19 protein-coding genes and 1 riboswitch are annotated in these 22,753 nt (G+C 64.7%); of the genes, 5 read left to right on the top strand and 14 right to left on the bottom strand.

Annotated features, from left to right (window positions below):
• Positions 1-8: 8 nt before the first annotated feature.
• From EB815_RS19240 to EB815_RS19175, 14 genes are all read right to left on the bottom strand, one after another.
• Positions 9-1,514 carry an NADH-quinone oxidoreductase subunit M gene (locus tag EB815_RS19240; RefSeq protein WP_056572867.1) on the bottom strand — a complete coding sequence of 502 codons (1,506 nt, stop codon included), beginning with the start codon at positions 1,512-1,514 and terminating at the stop codon, positions 9-11.
• Positions 1,514-3,487 carry an NADH-quinone oxidoreductase subunit L gene (nuoL, locus tag EB815_RS19235; RefSeq protein ID WP_056572870.1) on the bottom strand — a complete coding sequence of 658 codons (1,974 nt, stop codon included), beginning with the start codon at positions 3,485-3,487 and terminating at the stop codon, positions 1,514-1,516. The genes EB815_RS19240 and nuoL overlap by 1 nt, the downstream gene beginning before the upstream one ends.
• 10 nt (positions 3,488-3,497) lie before the next feature.
• Positions 3,498-3,806 carry an NADH-quinone oxidoreductase subunit NuoK gene (nuoK, locus tag EB815_RS19230; RefSeq protein WP_019858930.1) on the bottom strand — a complete coding sequence of 103 codons (309 nt, stop codon included), beginning with the start codon at positions 3,804-3,806 and terminating at the stop codon, positions 3,498-3,500.
• A 1-nt stretch (position 3,807) separates the two neighbouring features.
• Positions 3,808-4,428, bottom strand: coding sequence for an NADH-quinone oxidoreductase subunit J (locus tag EB815_RS19225; RefSeq protein ID WP_056572873.1), 621 nt, complete (start codon positions 4,426-4,428; stop codon positions 3,808-3,810).
• Between the two features lie 130 nt (positions 4,429-4,558).
• Complete coding sequence (gene nuoI / locus EB815_RS19220) at positions 4,559-5,050, bottom strand: NADH-quinone oxidoreductase subunit NuoI (RefSeq protein ID WP_023812382.1); 492 nt, start codon at positions 5,048-5,050, stop codon at positions 4,559-4,561.
• The gene (nuoH, locus tag EB815_RS19215) at positions 5,050-6,093 is read right to left on the bottom strand and encodes an NADH-quinone oxidoreductase subunit NuoH (protein WP_056572876.1); all 1,044 of its coding nucleotides are present in this window, start codon (positions 6,091-6,093) and stop codon (positions 5,050-5,052) included. The genes nuoI and nuoH overlap by 1 nt, the downstream gene beginning before the upstream one ends.
• Positions 6,094-6,095: 2 nt before the next feature.
• Entirely contained in the window at positions 6,096-8,177 is a 2,082-nt protein-coding gene (gene nuoG, locus EB815_RS19210) for an NADH-quinone oxidoreductase subunit NuoG (protein WP_056572879.1), read from the bottom strand.
• A gap of 73 nt (positions 8,178-8,250) precedes the next feature.
• Complete coding sequence (locus EB815_RS19205) at positions 8,251-8,946, bottom strand: NADH-ubiquinone dehydrogenase (protein WP_056572882.1); 696 nt, start codon at positions 8,944-8,946, stop codon at positions 8,251-8,253.
• A 76-nt stretch (positions 8,947-9,022) separates the two neighbouring features.
• Complete coding sequence (gene nuoF, locus EB815_RS19200) at positions 9,023-10,327, bottom strand: NADH-quinone oxidoreductase subunit NuoF (protein ID WP_056572885.1); 1,305 nt, start codon at positions 10,325-10,327, stop codon at positions 9,023-9,025.
• A 10-nt stretch (positions 10,328-10,337) separates the two neighbouring features.
• Positions 10,338-11,618 (bottom strand): NADH-quinone oxidoreductase subunit E, encoded by a 1,281-nt coding sequence (locus tag EB815_RS19195; protein WP_056572888.1) that lies wholly within the window; start codon positions 11,616-11,618, stop codon positions 10,338-10,340.
• Positions 11,619-12,809: an NADH-quinone oxidoreductase subunit D gene (locus EB815_RS19190; RefSeq protein WP_056572891.1), complete on the bottom strand. Its 1,191-nt coding sequence runs from the start codon at positions 12,807-12,809 to the stop codon at positions 11,619-11,621.
• Positions 12,810-12,818: 9 nt separating this feature from the next.
• Positions 12,819-13,424 (bottom strand): NADH-quinone oxidoreductase subunit C, encoded by a 606-nt coding sequence (locus EB815_RS19185; protein ID WP_056572894.1) that lies wholly within the window; start codon positions 13,422-13,424, stop codon positions 12,819-12,821.
• A gap of 4 nt (positions 13,425-13,428) precedes the next feature.
• Entirely contained in the window at positions 13,429-14,010 is a 582-nt protein-coding gene (locus EB815_RS19180) for a NuoB/complex I 20 kDa subunit family protein (RefSeq protein ID WP_015317338.1), read from the bottom strand.
• Entirely contained in the window at positions 14,001-14,366 is a 366-nt protein-coding gene (locus tag EB815_RS19175) for an NADH-quinone oxidoreductase subunit A (RefSeq protein ID WP_010910112.1), read from the bottom strand. Before EB815_RS19175 ends, EB815_RS19180 begins: the two co-directional genes overlap by 10 nt.
• A gap of 388 nt (positions 14,367-14,754) precedes the next feature.
• On the opposite strand from EB815_RS19175, the gene EB815_RS19170 reads away from it, so the two are divergent.
• The 5 genes from EB815_RS19170 (at position 14,755) to cobG (ending at position 22,752) form a co-directional block, all read left to right on the top strand.
• The gene (locus EB815_RS19170) at positions 14,755-15,954 is read left to right on the top strand and encodes a winged helix-turn-helix domain-containing protein (protein WP_056572897.1); all 1,200 of its coding nucleotides are present in this window, start codon (positions 14,755-14,757) and stop codon (positions 15,952-15,954) included.
• Positions 15,955-15,983: 29 nt separating this feature from the next.
• Positions 15,984-16,188: riboswitch (cobalamin riboswitch) on the top strand.
• A gap of 40 nt (positions 16,189-16,228) precedes the next feature.
• Positions 16,229-16,657 (top strand): DUF1636 family protein, encoded by a 429-nt coding sequence (locus EB815_RS19165; protein ID WP_056572900.1) that lies wholly within the window; start codon positions 16,229-16,231, stop codon positions 16,655-16,657.
• Between the two features lie 2 nt (positions 16,658-16,659).
• Positions 16,660-17,712: a cobalamin biosynthesis protein CobW gene (gene cobW, locus EB815_RS19160; protein ID WP_056572903.1), complete on the top strand. Its 1,053-nt coding sequence runs from the start codon at positions 16,660-16,662 to the stop codon at positions 17,710-17,712.
• A gap of 19 nt (positions 17,713-17,731) precedes the next feature.
• Entirely contained in the window at positions 17,732-21,235 is a 3,504-nt protein-coding gene (gene cobN, locus EB815_RS19155) for a cobaltochelatase subunit CobN (RefSeq protein WP_056572907.1), read from the top strand.
• Complete coding sequence (cobG, locus tag EB815_RS19150) at positions 21,232-22,752, top strand: precorrin-3B synthase (protein ID WP_056572911.1); 1,521 nt, start codon at positions 21,232-21,234, stop codon at positions 22,750-22,752. Before cobN ends, cobG begins: the two co-directional genes overlap by 4 nt.
• Position 22,753: the final 1 nt, after the last annotated feature.

Raw genomic sequence — 22,753 nt, 5'->3', positions numbered from 1 at the left:
ACCCCTGGTCAGTTCGCCGCCGCGGTCTGCGCGGCGCCGATGGATGCGGTGACATTGGTGACGAGCGACTTGACCGATTGGGCCGTCGCGTCGAAGACGGGAGCGGGATAGACGCCGAAGAAGATGACCAGCACGACCAGCGGGTAGATGATGACCTTCTCGCGCGCCGAAAGATCGAGCAGCCCCTTCAGGCTGTCCTTGGTCAGCGCGCCGAAGATCACCCGGCGGTAGAGCCACAGCGCGTAGGCCGCCGACAGGATGACGCCGGTAGCGGCGAAGAATGCCACCCACGTGTTGACCCGGAACACGCCCAGCATGGTCAGGAACTCGCCGATGAAGCCTGATGTGCCCGGCAGGCCGACATTGGCCATGGTGAAGATCAGGAACACGGTGGCGTATTTCGGCATGTTGTTGACCAGGCCGCCATAGGCATCGATCTCACGCGTGTGCATGCGGTCGTAGATGACGCCGACGCACAGGAACAGCGCGCCCGAGACGAGGCCGTGGCTGAGCATCTGGAAGATCGCGCCCTGAACGCCTTCCTGGTTCATGGCGAAGATGCCCATGGTGACGAAGCCCATATGGGCAACCGACGAATAGGCGATCAGCTTCTTCATGTCCTCCTGCATCAGCGCCACCAGCGAGGTGTAGATGATGGCGACGACCGAGAGCGTGAAGACCAGCGGCGCGAACATTTCGGATGCCAGCGGGAACATCGGCAGGGAGAAGCGCAGGAAGCCGTACCCGCCCATTTTCAGGAGAATACCGGCCAGGATGACCGAACCGGCGGTTGGCGCCTCGACGTGTGCATCCGGCAGCCAGGTGTGCACCGGCCACATCGGCATCTTCACTGCGAAGGATGCGAAGAAGGCGAGCCATAGCCAGGTCTGCATGTTGGCCGGGAAGTTGTGGGTCAACAGCGTCGGGATGTCGGTGGTGCCGGACTGATAGAACATCGCCATGATGGCGAGCAGCATCAGCACCGAGCCGGCGAGCGTGTAGAGGAAGAACTTGAACGAGGCGTAGACGCGCCGCTTGCCGCCCCAGACGCCGATGATGATGAACATCGGGATCAGGCCGGCCTCGAAGAAGACGTAGAACAGCACGATATCGAGCGCGCAGAACACGCCGATCATCAGCGTCTCGAGCAGCAGGAAGGCGATCATGTAGGCCTTGACGCGCTTCTCGATCGATTCCCACGACGCCAGGATGCACAGCGGCATCAGGAAGGTCGTCAGGATGACGAACAGCATCGAAATGCCGTCGACGCCCATGTGGTAGGAGATGCCGGAGTCGAGCCACGCGACCTTTTCGACGAACTGGAAGCCCGCCTGCGAATTGTCGAAGCCGGTCCAGATGAACAGCGAGATGATGAACGTGAACGTCGTGGTCAACAGCGCAATGGCGCGGATGTTGCGGCGTGCGTTTTCGCTGTCATCGTTGATGAACAGGATCAGCAGCGCACCAACCAGCGGCAGGAAGGTGACCAGCGAGAGGATTGGCCAGGCGGTCATCAGAGCATCATCCAGGTGACGAGTGCGGCAACGCCGATCAGCATGGCGAAGGCATAATGGTAGAGGTAGCCGGTCTGCAGCTTGACGACGCGGTTGGTGACATCGACGACGCGCGCCGAAATGCCGTCCGGCCCCAGGCCATCGATGATGGTGCCATCACCGGTCTTCCACAGGAAATGGCCGAGGCGCTTGGCCGGCCGCACGAACAGGAAGTCGTAGAGCTCGTCGAAATACCACTTGTTGAGCAGGAAGGCATAGAGCCCGCGATGCCGCGCGGCGAGATTGACGGGCATTTCCGGCGAGCGGATGTAGAACTTCCAGGCCAGCGCGAAACCGATCAGCATGGCGATGAAGGGCGAGAGCTCGACCCACAGCGGCAGTTCATGGATCTCGTGCAGGATGTGGTTGTCCGGCAGCGTGAACAGCGAAGCCTTCCAGAACTCGGCATAGCCTTCGCCGATGAACGAATTGTGGAAGATGATGCCGGCAAACAGCGCGCCGGCGGCCAGCACGAACAACGGCACCAGCATCACCGGCGGCGATTCATGCACATGGTGCATCACCTCGTGGCTCGCCCGCGGCTTGCCGTGGAAGGTCATGAAGATCAGCCGCCAGGAATAGAAGGAGGTGAAGCACGCGGCGATGACCAGCAGCACGAAGGCAAGGCCGGCGACCGAATTGTGGCCGGCAAAGGCGCTCTCGATGATGGCGTCCTTGGAGAAGAAACCGGCTGTGCCGATGACGGTCACCGGAATGCCGACGCCGGTCAGCGCCAGCGTGCCGATCACCATCATCCAGTAGGTTGTCGGGATCAGTGACCGCAGGCCGCCCATCTTGCGCATGTCCTGCTCGTCGGAGACGGCGTGGATGACCGAGCCCGAACCGAGGAACAGCAGCGCCTTGAAAAAGGCGTGCGTGAACAGGTGGAAGATCGCCGCGCCATAGGCGCCGACGCCGAGCGCCACGAACATGTAGCCGAGCTGCGAGCAGGTCGAATAGGCGATGACACGCTTGATGTCGTTCTGGACCAGGCCGACGGTCGCCGCGAAGAAGGCGGTGAAGGCGCCGATGAAGGTCACCACCGTCAGCGCCGAATGCGACAGCTCGAACAGGGGCGACAACCGCGCCAGCATGAACACGCCCGCCGTCACCATGGTGGCGGCGTGGATCAGCGCGGAGACCGGCGTCGGGCCTTCCATGGCGTCCGGCAGCCAGGTGTGCAGCGGCACCTGCGCCGACTTGCCCATGGCGCCCATGAACAGGAGCAGGCAGACGACGGTCATTGCCGACTGCTTGTCCAGAGCATGGCCGAGGAAGGTCAGCACGGCGGCACCTTGCGGGGCGCCTTCAGCCGGAATGAACGTTGCCGCGTTGGCGAAGATGGTGCCGAGATTGACCGAGCCGAACAGCACGAAGACGCCGAAGATGCCAAGCGCGAAGCCGAAATCGCCGACGCGGTTGACAACGAAGGCCTTGATGGCCGCGGCATTGGCCGAGGGCTTCTTGTACCAGAAGCCGATCAGCAGGTAGGACGCCAGGCCGACCCCTTCCCAGCCGAAGAACATCTGCACCAGATTGTCCGCCGTCACCAGCATCAGCATGGCGAAGGTGAACAGCGACAGATAGGCGAAGAAGCGCGGCCGGTTCGGATCGTGGTGCATGTAGCCGATCGAATAGATATGGACCAGCGCCGACACGGTGTTGACCACCACCAGCATCACCACCGTCAGCGTGTCGATGCGAAGCGCCCAGGAGACGTCCAGCCCGCCGGACTGGATCCAGTGCAGCACCGGCACGGTGAAAACCTCGCCATGGCCGAAGCCGACGCTGAAGAAGGCAACCCACGACAGAACAGCCGAAATCACCAGGAAGCCGGAGGTGATGTATTCGGACGCCTTGGCGCCGAGCGACGTGCCGAACAGGCCGACGATCAGGAAGCCGAGCAGTGGAAGGAAGACGATGGCCTGATACATGGTGGTTCCGTCAACCCTTCATCATGTTCACGTCTTCGACCGCGATCGAGCCGCGGTTGCGGAAGAAGACGACGAGAATGGCAAGTCCGATCGCCGCCTCGGCCGCCGCGACCGTCAGCACGAACAGTGCGAACACCTGGCCGACCAGATCGCCGAGCGCCGCCGAGAAGGCGACAAAGTTGATGTTGACCGCAAGCAGGATCAGCTCGACCGACATCAGGATGACGATGACGTTCTTGCGGTTCAGGAAGATACCGAACACGCCGAGCGTGAACAGGATCGCCGATACGGTCAGATAGTGTGCGATGCCGACGACCATCTCAGACTCCTTCGCCCGACTTGACCTTGCGGATTTCCATGCCGGTGGCCGGCGTGCGGCCGACCTGGGCTGCGATCGACTGCCGCTTGACCCCTTCCTTGTGGCGCAGCGTCAGCACGATGGCGCCGATCATGGCGACCAGCAGGATGAGGCCCGAAATCTGGAAGTAGTAGAGGTAGTCGGTATAGAGGATGTCGCCGAGCGCGGCCGTGTTGGAGCGCGTGGCGAGATCCGGAATGGGTTTCGAGATCGTCGAGGCGAGCTGCGGCGCGAAGGTGTAGCCGCCCAGCACGACGATCAGTTCCGCTGCCAGAATCAGCCCGACGAAGGCGCCGATCGGCGCGTACTGCAGCGCGCCGCTCTTCAGTTCGGCGAAATCGACGTCGAGCATCATGACGACGAACAGGAACAGCACCATGACCGCGCCGACATAGACGACGAGCAGGATCATCGCCAGGAACTCGGCGCCGGTCAGCATGAACAGGCCGGCGGCGTTGAAGAAGGTCAGGATCAGGAACAGCACCGAATGCACGGGGTTGCGCGACGAAATGACCATGAACGCCGACGCCACGGCGACAAAGGCGAAGAGGTAGAAAAAGGCCGCCTCTAGTCCACTCAGCATTGGGGTTCCCCCGGGTTCCTGTCCGAGCACGACGCTTGCGTCCTGCCCGATCTTGCTTGCCACCGCCTCCGGTCGGCAAGTTTCGTTGTGTCCTTAGACGAGGCCCCTCGCCCCGTCCATGCGTCAAATATCAGCGGTAGGGCGAGTCCAGCGAGATGTTGCGCGCCAGTTCGCGCTCCCACCGGTCGCCATTCGCCAACAGCTTGTCCTTGTCGTAGTAAAGTTCCTCGCGCGTCTCCGTCGCGAACTCGAAATTCGGCCCCTCGACGATGGCGTCGACCGGGCAGGCTTCCTGGCAGAAGCCGCAATAGATGCACTTCACCATGTCGATGTCGTAACGCACCGTGCGGCGCGTGCCGTCATTGCGGCGCGGGCCGGCCTCGATGGTGATGGCCTGCGCCGGGCAGATCGCCTCGCACAATTTGCAGGCGATGCAGCGTTCCTCGCCGTTGGGATAGCGGCGCAGCGCGTGCTCGCCACGGAAGCGCGGGCTGGTCGGCCCCTTCTCGTGCGGATAGTTGATCGTCTCCTTCGGCGCGAAGAACTGGCGCATCGACAGGAAGAAGGCGCTGACGAAATCCTGCAGCAACAGCGATTTTGCGGCCTGGGAAAGAGCGGACATCACGCAAACCCCGTGATCTTGAGGAAGGCTGCGGTGGCGACCACCATGAACAGCGAGATCGGCAGGAACACTTTCCAGCCCAGCCGCATCAACTGGTCGTAGCGGTAGCGCGGCACGAAGGCCTTCACCATGGAGATGCCGAAGAAGACGAAGCAGACTTTCAGCACGAACCAGATGACGCCGGGCACCCAGGTGAAGGGCGCGAAGTCGAAGGGCGGCAGCCAGCCGCCGAGGAACAGGATGGTGGCCAGCGCGCACATCAGCACGATGGCGACATACTCGCCGAGGAAGAACAGCAGGAACGGCGTCGACGAATATTCGACCATGTGGCCGGCGACCAGTTCCGATTCGGCTTCGACCAGGTCGAAGGGTGGCCGGTTCGTCTCGGCCAGCGCCGAGATGAAGAAGATGATGAACATCGGGAACAGGGCCAGCCAGTTCCAGTCGAGGAAGGTGTTGGGCAGGCCAAGCCTCGTGCCAAGCCCGCCCTGCTGCGACAGCACGATATCGCTGAGGTTGAGCGAGCCGGCTGTCAGCAGCACGGTGACGATGACGAACCCGATCGAGACTTCGTAGGACACCATCTGCGCGGCCGAGCGCAGCGCGCCGAGGAACGGATATTTCGAGTTGGACGCCCAGCCGCCCATGATCACGCCATAGACCTCGAGCGAGGAGATGGCGAAGACATAGAGGATGCCGACATTGACGTTGGCGATCGCCCAGCCCTGGTTGACTGGAATGACCGCCCAGGCCGAGATCGCCAGCACGGCCGACACCAGCGGCGCCAAAAGGAATACGCCCTTGTTGGCGCCTGACGGGATGACCGGTTCCTTGAAGACGAATTTCAACAGATCGGCGAAAGCCTGCAGCGTGCCCCAGGGGCCGACCACGTTCGGGCCACGGCGCAGCTGCACCGCCGCCCAGATCTTGCGGTCGGCGTAGAGGATATACGCGACGAAGACCAGCAGCACGACGATCAGCACGACTGACTTCAAGAGGATCAGCAGCGCCGGCAGCACGTAGAAGGAGAAGAAGGTTTCCATGCTTATTCCGCCGCCTGCTTGAAGCCGCTCTTGGCCAGTGCCGAGCATTCAGCCATCACGGCCGACGCCCGCGCGATCGGGTTGGTCAGGTAGAAATCCTTGACCGGCGACGTGAAGGTGCCCTTGTTCAGCCGCCCGCCGAGCTTCGCCACGCCGGCGATGTCCTCGGCATTGCCGGCCGCGACCTGGTCGATGCGGGCCAGATGCGGGTATTCGCCATAGAGCTTCGCCCGCAGCTGCGGCAGCGAATCGAACGGCAGTTTCTTGCCCAGAACGTCGGACAGCGCCCGCAGGATCGCCCAGTCCTCGCGCGCGTCGCCTGGCGCGAAGCCGGCGCGGTTGGTCTGCTGCACGCGCCCTTCGGTGTTGACGTAGGTGGCCGACTTTTCGGTGTAGGCCGCGGCCGGCAGGATGACATTGGCGCGGTGGGCGCCCGCATCGCCATGCGTGCCGATATAGACGACGAAGGCGCCGCCGGTCTTGCCCATGTCGATCTCGTCGGCGCCGAGCAGGAACAGCACGTCCGTTTCGCCCAGCATGCCGGCAACGTCCTTGCCGCCCTCGCCCGGCACGAAGCCGAGATCGAGGCCGCCGACGCGCGCCGCCGCATTGTGCAGCACGGCAAAGCCGTTCCAGTCGGCGCGAGCGGCGTTTACGGCCGTGGCGAGCTTGGCCGCCTGGCCGAGCACCGCCGCGCCATCGGCGCGCGCCAGTGCGCCCTGGCCGACGATGATCAGCGGGTGCGTCGCCTTCTTCAGCGTCTGGAAGAACTTGCCATTGCCGTCGGCCAGATCCTTGAGCGAATCCGGACCGGCACCCAGCAATTCGTAGTCATAGCGCGTGTCGCCGACATCGCCGATGACGCCGACCGGCAGGTTGCCGACCCGCCAGCGCTTGCGGATGCGGGCATTGAGCACGGAGGCTTCGAAGCGCGGATTGGCGCCGATGATCAGCACCGCGTCGGCCTGCTCGATGCCTTCGATGGTCGGGTTGAAGATATAGCTGGCGCGTCCGAGCGACGGGTCGAGCGCGGCGCCATCCTGGCGGCAGTCGATGTTCTTCGAGCCTAGCGAAGCCATCAGGAGCTTCAGGGCGTAGATCTCTTCGACCGCCGCGAGATCGCCGGCAATGGCACCGATCTTCTCGGGCGTCGTCTTCGATACCGCATCCTTGATCGCCGCGAACGCGTCCGCCCAGCTTGCCGGAACCAGCTTGCCGTCCTTGCGCACATAAGGGCGGTCGAGGCGCTGCGTGCGCAGGCCGTCCCAGATGAAGCGGGTCTTGTCGGAAATCCACTCCTCATTCACCTGCTCGTTGACGCGCGGCAGGATGCGCATCACTTCGCGGCCACGGCTATCGATGCGGATCGCCGAGCCGACCGCATCCATCACGTCGATGGATTCGGTCTTGGTCAGCTCCCACGGCCGCGCCTGGAAGGCGAAGGGCTTGGAAGTCAAAGCGCCGACCGGGCAGAGATCGATGACATTGCCCTGCAGCTCGGAGGTCATCGCCTGTTCGAGATAGGTGGTGATTTCGGCGTCCTCGCCGCGGCCGATCAGGCCGAGCTCGGAAATGCCGGCAACCTCGGTGGTGAAGCGGACGCAGCGCGTGCAGTGGATGCAACGGTTCATCACCGTCTTGACCAGCGGGCCGATATACTTGTCTTCGACCGCCCGCTTGTTCTCGTGATAGCGCGAGGAATCGACGCCGAAGGCCATCGCCTGGTCCTGCAGGTCGCACTCGCCGCCCTGGTCGCAGATCGGGCAGTCCAGCGGATGGTTGATCAGCAGGAATTCCATCACGCCTTCCCGGGCCTTCTTGACCATCGGCGTGTTGGTGAAGATTTCCGGCGGCTCGCCATTGGGGCCGGGGCGCAGGTCGCGCACGCCCATGGCGCAGGAGGCCTGCGGCTTGGGTGGCCCGCCTTTCACCTCGATCAGGCACATGCGGCAATTGCCGGCGATCGACAGCCGCTCGTGGAAGCAGAAGCGCGGCACTTCCGCGCCCGCGTCTTCCGCCGCCTGCAGCAGCGTGTAGTGGTCGGGTACAGTGATCTCTTTCCCGTCGACCTTGAGCTTTGCCATTCGCTTCAAACCCCTGCGGATTTCCCGCAATCTCATTTTCCGGGCGCGACAGACGCAGCGCCCGACATTTCGTTCACTTCTTCGCGGCCAGCGCCGCCGCCTGGGCAGTCCAGTCGTCGCGGCCGATGCGGCCGTTGAACGACAGATAATCGTCGACCCAGGCGATCTCTTGCGGCGACCAGGCGGCGATCTGGGCATATGTCCAGATGCCAAGCCCGTTCAGCACCTTCTCCAGCTTCGGGCCGATGCCCGATATCGCCTTGAGGTTGGAGGGTCTCGCTGGCCTGTCCATGGTCTTGGGCTGCCTGAAATCTTCGGGCAGCAGCACATCCGCGGGCTCGCCGGTTGCCGGAGCGGCATTCACCGCGGGCGCCGTGGTGGCGGCTTCCTTGGCGGCGATGTCGGTGACCTCCTGCGCAAAGGACTGCGCCTCGGCAATCAGCGTCTTCGCCGTCGCCCGCGCCTTGATGGACGACGAGTTCGCGTCCTCGAGCTGCTCGATGCGTGCCTCGAAATCCTCGATCAGCGGCTGCATGAGCCGCTGCGATGCCTCGGCGGCTCCCGAAAGCGCGCCCATCCAGACGCCGAACGCATGGTTGGCGAGCCCGATGCCGAGCGCCGACATCGCCGCCGCACCCGCGACAGGGTGCACGAAAAGGTTGACGGCGCTGGCCATCTCCTTCGGCATCATCCTGGTCAGGTCCTGGTTCATCTTCTCGAGCTGGTCCAAATTGGGCATCAATGGGTTGGGTGTCGAATACGGCGCCATAGAATTCTCCTGGTCGTTTCTTCGCTCGCCCCGCCCCGTTATTCTCGCTTCGGGCTCTCGCCCGCGGTCACAAACTCTATTCCGCCGCCACCATCACTGGCTCGGCTCGGTGCGCGTTGCGCGAAAACTCGTCGATGCGCCGCTCCACCTCGCCGCGGAAATGCCGCATCAGGCCTTGGATCGGCCACGCGGCCGCGTCGCCCAGCGCGCAGATCGTGTGGCCCTCGACCTGCTTGGTGACGTCGAGCAGCATGTCGATCTCGCGCTTCTGCGCCTCGCCGCGCACCAGCCGCTCCATCACCCGCCACATCCAGCCGGTGCCTTCGCGGCACGGCGTGCACTGGCCGCAGCTCTCGTGCTTGTAGAAGTACGACAGCCTCGCGATCGCCTTCACAACGTCGGTCGACTTGTCCATGACGATGACGGCGGCCGTGCCGAGGCCTGATTTGAGGTCGCGCAGCGCATCGAAATCCATCGGCGTGTCGATGATCTGCTCGGCCGGCACCAGCGGCACCGAGGCGCCGCCGGGAATGACCGCAAGGAGATTGTCCCAGCCGCCGCGAATGCCGCCGCAATGCGTCTCGATCAGCTCGCGGAACGGGATCGACATCGCCTCCTCGACGGTGCACGGATTGTTGACGTGGCCGGAGATGCAGAACAGCTTGGTGCCGACATTGTTGGGCCGGCCGAAGGACGAGAACCAGGCCGCGCCCCGGCGCAGGATGGTCGGCGCCACCGCGATCGATTCGACGTTGTTGACGGTTGTCGGACAGCCGTAGAGGCCGACATTGGCCGGGAATGGCGGCTTCAGCCTGGGCTGGCCCTTCTTGCCTTCGAGGCTTTCCAGCAGCGCGGTTTCCTCGCCGCAGATATAGGCGCCGGCGCCATGATGCATGTAGACGTCGAAGTCGTAGCCGGATGTGTTGTTCTTGCCGATCAGCTTGGCCTCATAGGCCTCTTCGATGGCCCGCTGCAGCGCCTCGCGCTCGCGGATGAACTCGCCGCGCACATAGATGTAGGCGGCGACCGCGCCCATGGCGAAGCCGGCGAGCAGCGCCCCCTCGACCAGCGTGTGCGGGTCGTTGCGCAGGATGTCGCGGTCCTTGCAGGTACCGGGCTCGGATTCATCGGCATTGATGACGAGGTAGCTCGGCCGGCCGTCGCTCTGCTTGGGCATGAACGACCATTTGAGGCCCGTCGGGAAGCCGGCGCCGCCACGGCCACGCAGGCCCGACGCCTTCATCTCGTTGACGATCCACTCACGTCCCTTGGCGACGATGCCGGGCGTGTTGTCCCAGGCGCCGCGCGCCATCGCGCCGGCCAGCGACTTGTCGAAGAGGCCGTAGATGTTGGTGAAGATGCGGTCTTTGTCCTGAAGCATTTTTCGTCCCTCAGACCGGCTTCTTGCCGAAAACGCGGATGTATTCGGCGACGCCGCCCTTGGCGAGCGCCTTGGCCTGCTTGACCCAGTCGTCGCGGTCGATGCGGCCGTGGAAGGAAAGATAGCCGTCCACCCACTCGCGCTCCGCCTTCTTCCACGACGCGACCTGCGCGAAGGTGAAGATGCCCAGCGTATGCAGGATGCCCTCGATCCTCGGGCCGACGCCGGAGATCAGCTTGAGGTCGTCGACCGCGGCCGGCCTGTCGATGCCGGCCGGACGGTTCTTGTCGTCCAGCGACGGTTTCGCCGGCTTGGCGGCCGGTACCTTGGCTTCCGGCGCCTTGAAGGCAGCGGCCGGTTCGGCCTTGGCCTTCGGACCATTGCGCTGCTTGGCAACCTGCTCAACCTCGGGCGCTGCCTTGTTGGCGTTGGCGGCCGAGTGCAGCGGCGCCGAAACGCTCGCCGCCTTCTCCGCCGCAGGCGCCACCTTGGTCGCCGAAGGCGTCTTCAAGGCTGGGCTGGTTTCGGGCGCGTCGGTCTTCGGCTTGCTGGCATTGGACGGCGCGACGGGCGCGGCAGCGGGTGCCGGAACTGGCTCGGCAATGATCGCGTCGGGCGCCGCCTTGGCGGCCTTTGCCGCCTCCCTCGCCTCCCTGTCACGGGTCGACTTGAGGATCGCCTTTTCGCTCTTCAGCGTTGTCAGACCAGAGGCCGGCTCCGAGCCGGTGCGGCCATTCTGCGGCCCAGGCGCTACCGAAGCGCCCTTGCCCGCATCGTAAAGATCGATGATTTCGGCCAGCCGTTCCGGCGTCAGGTCCTCGAACGTGTCCTTGAAGATCATCACCATCGGCGCGTTGACGCAGGCGCCGAGGCACTCGACCTCTTCCCACGACAACGTGCCCTTGTCGTTGGTGTGGAACTGGTCGTGATGGATCCGCGAGCGGCAGACATCCATCAGCGCTTCCGAGCCGCGCAGCATGCAGGGCGTGGTGCCGCAGACCTGGATATGCGCACGCGTGCCGACCGGATTGAGCTGGTACTGCGTGTAGAAGGTCGCGACCTCGAGCCCGCGGATGCGGGGCATGCCGAGCATGTCCGAGATCGTCTCGATCGCCGCCTTGGTCACCCAGCCTTCCTGTTCCTGCGCTATCATCAGCAACGGAATGATCGCCGACTGCTCGCGGCCTTTCGGGTATTTCTTGATCCATTGCTTCGCCGCTGCCGCGTTCGCCCGGTTGAAGGCGAAGGAGGCGGGCTGGACGCTGGCTTCTGCGAGACGGCGGACTGACATTTAGCGATCGACCTCACCAAACACGATGTCGAGGGAGCCGAGAACGGCGGTGACGTCGGCCAGCATGTGGCCGCGGCAGAGGAAATCCATGGCTTGCAGATGCGCGAAACCGGGTGCGCGCAGCTTGCAGCGGTATGGCTTGTTGGAGCCGTCGGAGACCAGATAGACGCCGAACTCGCCCTTCGGCGCCTCGACGGCCGCGTAGACCTCGCCGGCCGGAACGCGATAGCCCTCGGTGTAGAGCTTGAAGTGATGGATCAGCGCTTCCATCGAGCGCTTCATCGCCTGGCGCTTCGGCGGCACCACCTTGCCGTCGAGGTTCGACACCGGGCCGGTGCTTTCCTTGCCGAGCAAGAGATCGACGCACTGGCGCATGATCCGCGCCGACTGGCGCATTTCTTCCATGCGCACGAGATAACGGTCGTAGCAGTCGCCGTTCTTGCCGATCGGAATGTCGAAATCCATTTCCGAATAGCATTCATAGGGCTGCGACTTGCGCAGATCCCAGGGCGCGCCCGAGCCGCGCACCATGACGCCGGAAAAGCCCCAGGCCCAGGCATCGGCCAGCGACACAATGCCGATATCGACATTGCGCTGCTTGAAGATGCGGTTGCCGGTCAGCAGCTTGTCGAGATCATCGATCGACTTCAGGAACGGGTCGATCCACTTGCCGATGTCCTCGACCAGCTGACGCGGCAGGTCCTGGTGGACGCCGCCGGGGCGGAAATAGGCGGCATGCATGCGCGAGCCCGAGGCGCGCTCATAGAACACCATCAGCTTTTCGCGCTCGACGAAGCCCCACAGCGGCGGCGTCAGCGCGCCGACATCCATGGCCTGCGTCGTCACATTGAGGATGTGCGACATGATGCGGCCGATTTCGCAATAGAGCACGCGGATCAGCTGGCCGCGCTTCGGCACCTCGATGCCGAGCAGGCGCTCGGCGGCAAGAGCGAAGGCATGTTCCTGGTTCATCGGCGCGCAATAATCGAGCCGGTCGAGATAAGGCACCGCCTGAAGATAGGTCTTGGCCTCGATCAGCTTTTCCGTGCCGCGATGCAAGAGCCCGATGTGCGGATCGACGCGATCGACGACTTCGCCGTCCAGCTCCAGCACGAGGCGCAAAACGCCGTGCGCCGCAGGATGCTGCGGACCGAAGTTGATGTTGAAATTGCGGACGGAGGTCTCAGCCATTGTGGCGCCTCAATTCGTCTTGGCTTTTTCGTCCCCGGGCAGCACGTAATCCGTGCCTTCCCAAGGGGAAAGAAAATCGAAATTGCGGAATTCCTGCTTGAGCTCGACCGGCTCATAGATCACCCGCTTGGCTTCGTCGTCGTAACGCACCTCGACAAAGCCGGTCAGCGGGAAATCCTTGCGCAGCGGATGGCCTTCGAAACCGTAGTCGGTCAACAGGCGGCGCAGGTCGGGATGGCCCGAGAACAGCACGCCATAGAGATCGTAGGTCTCGCGCTCGAACCAGTCGGCGCCGGGATAGACGCCGGTGATCGACGGCACCATTGTCTCCTCGTCGGCCTGCACCTTGACGCGGATGCGGACATTCTGCTTCGGCGACAACAGATGGTAGACAACGTCGAAGCGCTTGGCCCGCGACGGATAATCAGCCCCACAGACATCGATGACCGAGATGAACTGGCAGCGCGCATCGTCGCGCAGGAAGGTCACCACCTCGACCAGGTCGCGCGGCTCGACATGGATGGTGAGCTCGCCATAGGCGAGCACCGCGTCATTGACACGACCGATCAGCTTTTCGCCGAGATAGGTCGACAGTTCGCTCAGGGATGCTGCCATGGATTTACCGTTCGATCGTGCCGGTGCGGCGGATCTTCTTCTGCAGGAGAAGAATGCCGTAGAGCAAAGCTTCGGCGCTCGGCGGGCAGCCGGGCACATAGATGTCGACCGGCACGACGCGGTCGCAGCCGCGCACCACCGAATAGGAATAGTGGTAGTAACCGCCGCCATTGGCGCAGGAGCCCATCGAGATGACGTAGCGAGGCTCCGGCATCTGGTCGTAGACCTTGCGCAGCGCCGGCGCCATCTTGTTGGTCAGCGTGCCGGCGACGATCATGATGTCGGACTGGCGCGGAGACGCGCGCGGCGCGACACCGAACCGCTCCGAGTCGTAACGTGGCATCGAGGTGTGGATCATCTCGACCGCGCAGCACGCCAGGCCAAAGGTCATGAACATCAGCGAGCCGCTGCGCGCCCAGGTGATCAGCGCCTCGGTCGAGGTGACCAGGAAGCCCTTGTCGGCAAGCTCATTGTTGATTTCGAGGAAGAAGGGATCGTCCTCCCCCACCGGCCTGCCGGTGTTGGGATCGATGATGCCCTTCGGCTTCGGCGCGACGAGGGTGCCTGAACTGTCGTTCAATCCCATTCCAGCGCTCCTTTTTTCCATTCATAGGCAAAGCCGATGGTCAGCACTGCCAAAAACACCATCATCGACCAGAAGCCGAGCATGCCGATCTTCGAGAAGGACACGGCCCAGGGGAACAGGAAGGCCACTTCCAGGTCGAAGATGATGAACAGGATCGACACCAGGTAGAAACGGATGTCGAATTTCATGCGGGCATCGTCGAACGAGTTGAAACCGCACTCGTAGGCGGACAGCTTTTCGGGATCGGGATTGCGGTAGGCCACCAGGAACGGGGCGGCCAGCAGCGCCAGGCCGACGACCAGTGCCACGCCTATGAACAGGACGATAGGCAGGTACGAACTGAGAAGTGCGTTCATGCAGCGGCTTTCCGTTGGCGCCAATCCACGTTGATTACAGCACCGGACCTTATTGCGGAAGCGTGACAGTTTAACCGCTGAACCGTTTTAAGGGCCTATGCTGCAACGCGGCGAGGGTTAGCGCAGCACTTCCAGCGAAGCAAGTCAAACCTTGTTCAAAACGCCGACCTGGACGGCATATCCGGAGAAACTGGTCCGATCCGCTCCTGTTTGATTTCCTTCGCTTTTTACTCCACTTTTCTCTCCTGACATGGTTGCCGCCAAAACCCTGCTAGCATGGGTTGGAATCACCACGCAGGTTCCGCAAAACTGGACGCCGGTTTTGCGACAAGAAGCTGCCCAGACAAAGACCGACCCACAGCCGAAGCCCCCTCGGAGTGATGCCTGCATGAAGGAAAAGATCTCTCTTGCCGCGGCCCGCCGCATTGCACTCGCCGCTCAAGGGTTTCTCGATCCGCGCCCAAATGGCACACCCGACCGCCGTCATCTCGCCCGTGTGCTGTCCCGCACCGGCCTGCTGCAGATCGATTCCGTCAGCGCGGTGGTGCGCGCTCATTATATGCCGCTCTATTCGCGCCTGGGCCCCTACCCGCTCGCTTTGCTCGACAATGCCGCCGTGACGCGCAAGCGCACTGTGTTCGAATACTGGGCGCACGAGGCCTCGTTCCTGCCGGTCGAGACCTATCCGCTGATGCGCTGGCGCATGCAGCGGGCCGAGCAAGGCGATGAAATGTATCTGGGGCTGGCCAAATGGGGCCGCGAACACGCCGCCTATATAGAAGACATCTACCGCGCGGTCGTCGAGCGCGGCCCGATCGCCGCTTCGGCGCTCGAAGGCCAGAAAGGTTCGGGCGGCTGGTGGGGCTGGAGCCATGCCAAGCACGCCTTCGAATGGCTGTTCTGGGCCGGGCGCATCACCACGGCGCACCGCCGCGGCTTCGAGCGCTTCTATGATTTGCCGGAGCGCGTGCTGCCGCAGGCGATCCTCGATCTGCCGGTGCCCCCGGCCGAGGACGCGCATCGCGAATTGCTGCGCATTTCCGCCCGCGCCCATGGCGTGGCGACGTCAGGCGACCTGCGCGACTATTTCCGGCTGTCGCCGGCCGATATGAAGGGCCGGCTGGAGGAACTGGTCGAGTTGGGCGAATTGCTGCCGGTGCGCGTCGAAGGCTGGGACAAGCCGGCCTACCTTCACAAGGACGCGCGCCTGCCCCGGAAAATCGAGGCCCGCGCGCTGTTGGCGCCGTTCGACCCGGTCGTCTTCGAGCGCTCGCGTTCGGAGCGGCTGTTTGATTTCCACTACCGCATCGAAATCTACACGCCGGCTGAAAAGCGCCAATACGGCTATTACGTCCTCCCCTTCCTGCTCGGCGACCGGATCGTCGCGCGCGTCGACCTCAAGGCGGACCGGCCAGCGGGCGTCCTGCGCGTCCATGCCGCCTACCCTGAGCCCGGCGCACCGCCTGAAACCGCCGCGCAGCTTTTCGAGGAATTGAAGCAGATGCAGGGCTGGCTTGGCCTTGAACGCATGGACGTGACGCCGGCAGGCGATCTGGGCCCGGCGCTGGCCGACATCGCCATGTCGTAAGCTCGCGTTGACACCGCTGCCTGCAAAAGCCTAAATCCCGTCCAGACGGTCCCTTGCCCGCAACGGCAGGGGCTAAGAGGGAATGCGGTGCGAGGTGAAAAATCTCAAATCCGCGGCTGTCCCCGCAACTGTAAGCGAAGAGCCAAGGCCGAAAGCCACTGGGAATTCCCGGGAAGGCGGCACCCAAGGCGATGACCCGCGAGCCAGGAGACCTGCCGTCTGCGACAAGAGAATCCGATCGCCCGGCGGGTTTCCGGGCAAGGAGCCCGGCTTTTTGGACCAGAACGGCAGTTTTTCGGCTGGCACAGCGGACAATTCGTCCGCCGACAGCGAAGCCTTGGCCGGCGTCACGGTCATCGTCTGCGCCTCCTGTCGCGACGAGACCGGCTCGGACGCCCATCCCCGCGCCGGCGAACTGCTGGCCGAGGACACGCGCCACGCCGCGGCCGATGACAACATCCGCGTCCGCACCGTCGAATGCCTCGGCAATTGCAAGCGCCGGCTGAGCGCCGCCGTCCTGCGCGACGGCTGCTGGAGTTATGTGTTCGGCGACCTGACCGCGGCCAGCGGCGCCGACCTCGTCACCGGCGCCAAACTCTTCGCCACCTCGACGGACGGCCTCATTCCATGGCGTGGCCGGCCCGATTCCCTCAAGCGCGGCCTCGTGGCCCGCATTCCTCCCCTCGACCTGTTGAAGGATTGATCATGAGCGCCCCAAATTCGACCGGCAATCTCTCCCGCGTCCCCTGCACCGTCGTCACCGGCTTCCTGGGCGCCGGCAAGACGACGCTGGTTCGCCATCTCCTGGAAAACGCTGGCGGCAAGCGCATTGCCATCATCGTCAACGAGTTCGGCGACATCGGCATCGACGGCGAAATCCTGAAAGGCTGCGGCATCGACACCTGCCCCGAGGAGAACATCGTCGAACTGGCCAATGGCTGCATCTGCTGCACCGTGGCCGACGATTTCGTGCCGGCGCTGGACCAGATCCTGTCGCTGACGCCGAAGGTCGACCACATCCTGATCGAAACCTCGGGCCTCGCTCTGCCCAAGCCGCTGGTCCAGGCGTTCCAGTGGCCGACGGTGAAGAGCCGCGTGACGGTCGATGGCGTGATCGCCGTGGTCGACGGCCCTGCTTTGGCCGAAGGCCGCGTCGCCAACGACATGGACGCCTTGCAAGCGCAGCGCGCCGGGGATGAGAGCCTCGACCATGACGACCCGGTCGAGGAAGTGTTCGAGGATCAGATCGCCTGCGCGGACCTGATCATACTGTCGAAGAGCGACCTGATGGACGCCGCCGGTTCGGCCCGGGCCAACGCCATCGTCAACGAACATTCCGCCCGCGCCGTGAAGATCGTGCCGACCTCGCACGGCAAGGTCGACCCTTCCATACTGCTCGGGCTCGGTCTCGCCGTCGAGGACGATATCGAGAACCGCAAATCCCATCATGACGGCGCTTTCGACCACGAGCACGACGACTTCGACACCTTCATCGTCGACATCCCTTCGATCGCCAATCCGGACGAGCTGGCAAGGCGCGTCGCCACTGTCGCCGAAGAAGAAAATGTGTTGCGTGTGAAAGGTTTCGTCGAGGTCGGCGGCAAGCCGATGCGGCTCCTCCTGCAGGCCGTCGGCCCGCGCGTCAATCATTACTATGACCGCGCCTGGACGGCCGAGGACGACCGCCGCTCGCGCCTGGTCGTCATCGGCCTCAAGGGGCTGAACCGCCCGGCAATCGAGCGTATACTCGCCGGCTGATTTTCAGACACGGGCCGCGATGCATATCCTCACCACGACCTCCGCCTCGCTCGACGACCTCGCCGAGCCGGTCGATCTGCGGCAGACGCCGGCGGATATCGTGGCGCTGTCCTTCACCGACAGCGATCTTGCCGGGCTGGCGGCGGCGTGGAAGGCCGATGCCGGCCGCCTGCCCTCGATGCGGCTGGCGGCATTGCGCGACCTTCGCCATCCCATGTCCGTCGACCTCTGGGTCGACGGCGTCGCCCGCCACGCCAAGATCATCCTGGTGCGCATCCTCGGCGGCCACGATTGGTGGCGCTATGGCTGCGACCAGTTGGCCTCGATCGCCCGCGAGCGCGGCATAAAACTGGCGCTGCTTCCCGGTGAAAGCCACGACGAGGATCTCAGGCTGATCGAAGCCTCGACGCTGCCGCGCCAGGAATTGGACGCGCTGCTCGGCTATTTCCGCGAAGGCGGCCCGGCCAATATGAGCGCGCTGGTGCAGAGGCTGGCGCGGCTGGCGGGCCAGGATGCGGCCGTTGTTGAGCCGGTGGCAGTGCCAAAAGCCGGCTACTACGAGCCCACACGCGGCGTCGTCCCCCTCCCCCTCGAGGGGAGGGTCCGGCCGCAGGCTGGGAGTGGCCTCTCCACAGCGCGCCGACGCTCTGAAGTGCGCCGACCTCAAGAAACGCCACACCCGGTCGTACCGGCCGCATCCGACCCTGCGGGCCACCCGCCCCTCGAGGGGGAGGGAAAGGTCGTGCCGATCCTGTTCTACCGTTCGATGCTTCTGGCTGCCGATGTTGCGCCGATCGATGCTCTTTTCGAAGCGCTGCGCCAACGCGGCATGCTCCCGGTCCCCATCTTCGTCTCCAGCCTGAAAGACCCGGCGTCACTGGCCTTTGTGGAAACCGCGTTCGCCGTACTGAAGCCCGCCGCCATCCTCACCGCGACCGCCTTCGCGTCAGGCGCCGAGCCCGGCGTCGAAACCCTGTTCGACCGTGCCGGTGTGCCCGTCTTCCAGGCCATCGTCGCCACCACCCGCCGCGACGTCTGGGAAAACAACCAGCGCGGCCTGGCGCCCGCCGACCTCGCCATGCATGTCGTGCTGCCAGAACTGGACGGCCGCATCCTCGCCGGCGCGATTTCCTTCAAGGGCGAAAGCGATGTCGATCCGGCACTCGGCCACCGTGCCTTCGTCAACCGGCCGGAGCCGGATCGCGTGGCGCAGGTGGCCGACCGCGTCGCGGCCTTCATCAAGCTGCGGGAGACGCCTCGAGCCGAGCGCAGGCTGGCTATCCTGATCCCCGACTATCCCAGTGCTCCCGGCCGTACCGGCTATGCTGTCGGCCTCGATGTGCCGTCGAGCGTGCTGGCCATGCTGCATGACCTGAAGGGACAGGGCTATGCCGTTGAAGGGATTCCGCAAACGCCGCGCGCGCTGCTGGATTTTCTGGAAGTCAGCGATACTGGATTGACGTTAGACAACTATATTGCCTTCTCGACAGAGTTGCCGGTTGCGGCAATCGCAGGGGTCGAAGGCGCTTGGGGCAAGGCAGAAGACGAGGCAGGGTTGCGCCAGGCGCACAGACCTTCACAAACGATCTCAGCAAGCTTCCCCTTCCGCGCCGCCACCTTCGGCAACATTACTGTCGCCCTCGCCCCCGACCGCGGCCGCTCCGCCGACCGCCGCGCCGACTATCACGACCCGACGCTCCCCCCGCGCCACGCCCTGATCGCGTTTGGCCTGTGGCTGCGCAAATCCCTCGGCGTCCATGCGCTCATCCATGTCGGCGCCCACGGCACGCTGGAATGGCTGCCGGGCAAGACGGTTGCACTCTCGCAAAGCTGCTTTCCCGAGATCGTCACCGGTCCCTTGCCCGTCATCTACCCCTTCATCGTCTCCAACCCAGGCGAAGCAGCGCAAGCCAAGCGGCGCATCGCCGCCGTCACGCTCGGCCATTTGCCGCCGCCGCTGGCCGGCGCGGGACTGGACGACGACCAGCACAAACTCGAACGGCTGGTTGACGAATATGCCCAGGCAGATGGCCTCGACCGCCGCCGCCGCGACCGCCTGGCAAAGCTGATCGTCGACACCGCGCAAAAGACCGGCCTCGCCGCCGAAGCCGGCGTCGCCAGGACCGACGCGCCCGACGAGGCGCTGCGCCGCATCGACGCCTGGCTCTGCGACCTCAAGGACTTCGCCATCAAGGATGGGTTGCATATCTACGGCCGCGCGCCCGATGGTGAGCCTGACGCCATGCGCCGCCAAAGTGCCGAGGCTGAAAGGTCGGCGCTGCTCGCCGCGCTCGATGGCCGCCACGTCAAGGCCGGACCGGCCGGCGCGCCCGCGCGGGGGCGCTCCGATGTTTTGCCCACCGGCCGCAACCTGTTCACGTCGGATCCACGCACCATGCCGACACCGACCGCCTATGACCTGGGCAAGGCGGCGGCGGAAGAGGTCGTGCGCGGCTATATGCAAACGCATGGCGACTGGCCGCGCTCTCTGGTGATCGACCTCTGGGGCTCGGCCTCGCTGCGCACCGGCGGCGAGGAAATCGCGCAAGGCCTGGCGCTGATGGGCTGCCGGCCGCAATGGGATGCCGCCACCGGCCGCATCACCGGCATCGAGGTGCTGCCGCCGGCAACGCTCGGCCGCCCGCGCGTCGATGTCACCTGGCGCATATCGGGCCTGTTCCGCGACATGTTCCCGACCCAGATCGCGCTGATCGACGCCGCCGCCAATGCCGTCGCCGCGCGCGACGAGGAGGATTCGGAAAACCCGCTCGCGGCCCGGACCCGAGCGGATGGCAAGATCAGCCCACGCATTTTCGGCACCTCGCCCGGCACTTACGGCGCCGGCGTCGAGGACCTCCTGTCGAGCGGCGACTGGGCAGCGCGCGAAGAAATCGGCCGCGCCTATCTCGACGCCACCTCGCATGCCTATGGCGGTGCCGGCGGCGAAGGCGTCTCGGTGCCCGGCGCGTTCGAAACCCGCATCGCCGAAGCCGATCTTCTGGTCCACACCGGCGACGACCCCGGCCGCGACATTCTCGAAGGCTCCGCCGACGTCGCCTTCATCGGCGGCTTTTCGGCAGCACTTGCAGCGCTCGGCCGGAATGCCGACGTCATCGTCCTCGACACGACAGACCCGCAAAAGCCGAAGCCGCGTTCGGTCGGCGAGGCCGTCTCGCGGGTGGTACGCGCCCGCGCCGTCAATGCGCGTTTCATCGCCGGACAGATGCGGCACGGCCCGCGCGGCGCCTCCGAATTCGCCGAGACGGTCGACCGGCTGGTCGGCTTCGCCGAGACCACCCATGCCATTTCGGGCGCGCTGATCGAGGCCGTGCACGACGCCTATGTTGGCGACGCGGAAGTTCGCGCCTTCATCCTGCGCGAAAACCCGGCCGCCGCGAAGGTCATCGCCGAGCGTTTTCTCTCCGCGCGACGGCGCGGCCTCTGGCATCCCTTGCGCAATTCCATCGACGACGATCTCGCGGCGCTGATTGCCGAGGCAGAGGCGCTGGGAGTGGCGGCATGAACGCCTTCTCGCGCCGGGGCGCCTGTCCGGCCCTGTCGACACCAATGCAGACCGGCGATGGGCTGCTGGTGCGGCTCAACCCGGTTGCCGGAGCCCCATCTTTTGAAGGATTGACGCCGAAGCTCTTGATCGAGCTGGCGGACTCCGCCCAGCGGCATGGCAACGGCATCATGGAGGTGACGGCGCGGGGTAGTCTGCAGATACGCGGCCTGACAGCGGAGAGCGCGGCACTGCTAGCGGCGGAGGTCGATGCGCTGGGCATTGCGGTGCGGACCGGCGTGCCGGTGGAGACAGGACCGCTGGCGGGCATCGATCCGCAGGAGATCGCCGAGCCGCGACCGTTGGCGGAGCGGATCAGGGTGGCGGTCGAGGACGCCGGGCTGACGCAACGGCTGGGGCCGAAGATGTCGGTGATTGTCGACGGTGGCGGACAACTGACGATGGATGCGGTGACGGCCGATGTGCGGCTGAAGGCGATGCGAGCCGACAACGACATCGTCTGGAGCGTATCGGTTGCCGGTGACGGCCGAAACGCGAAGGTGCTGGCAACAGTCGATGCGGATGCCGCTAGAGACATAGCCGTCGCTACGCTCAGGATGGTCGCTGAAAAGGGCCGCGAAGCGCATGCGAGGGATTTGTCGGAGAGGCAATTGGTATCTCTCGCAGGCTGGCATTCTGTGGCGCCCCCCTCTGTCCTGCCGGACATCTCCCCCACAAGGGGGGAGATTGCTCATTCGTGCTCGGCCTCGCCCATTTCCAACGCCGAAACGGCTCAGCACACGTCCGCTTTCGCAAGAACAACGCCGCCGGCAGGGCAGCCGATCTCCCCCCTCGTGGGGGAGATGTCCGGCAGGACAGAGGGGGGCGCCTCGCGCAAACCTATCGGCCTTTTCCCTTTGGCCGGCGACACTTTCGCCCTCGGCATTGCTCTCCCCTACGGCAGTATGCCAGCCGAGAAGCTCATCGCTCTCACGCAAAGCGCCCTCACGCTGGGCACCACCGAAATCCGCCTCGCCCCGGGCCGCGCCTTGCTCTTCCTCGGCCAACCACAGTCAGCGAACCATCGCCTCCAGCAAGCCGCCGCCGCCCTCGACTTCGTCACCTGCCACACCGATCCGCGCACCCGCATCGCTGCCTGCCCCGGCACGCCGGCCTGCGCCTCCGGCCGCATCGCCACGCGTGACATCGCCGAGACGATCGCCGCCGAAAACGCGGACATTCTCGACTTCACCCTGCACATTTCCGGCTGCGCCAAGGGCTGCGCGCATCCCGGCCCGGCGACGCTCACGATCGTCGGCGGCGAAAATGGAGCCGGACTTGTCGTGAACGCGACGGCAAAGGCTCTTCCTGCCGGCTACAGGCCGGGCTATGACGCCGCGCGCGGCTTCAGTCGCGTCGCGGCGGTGATCCGCAGCGAACGATTTCAGGACGAGACCGCCGCTGCTTGCCTCACAAGGCTCGGGCTGGCGGCAATCGCCGAGACTTACCGACAGGCCCAAACTAAAAAACGGAAATGAG

This window comes from Mesorhizobium loti (genome assembly GCF_013170705.1).
GTDB lineage: Bacteria > Pseudomonadota > Alphaproteobacteria > Rhizobiales > Rhizobiaceae > Mesorhizobium > Mesorhizobium loti_D.
Note: the sequence above shows the minus strand (reverse complement) of the source record. Positions and strands in the feature narration are given on the sequence as shown.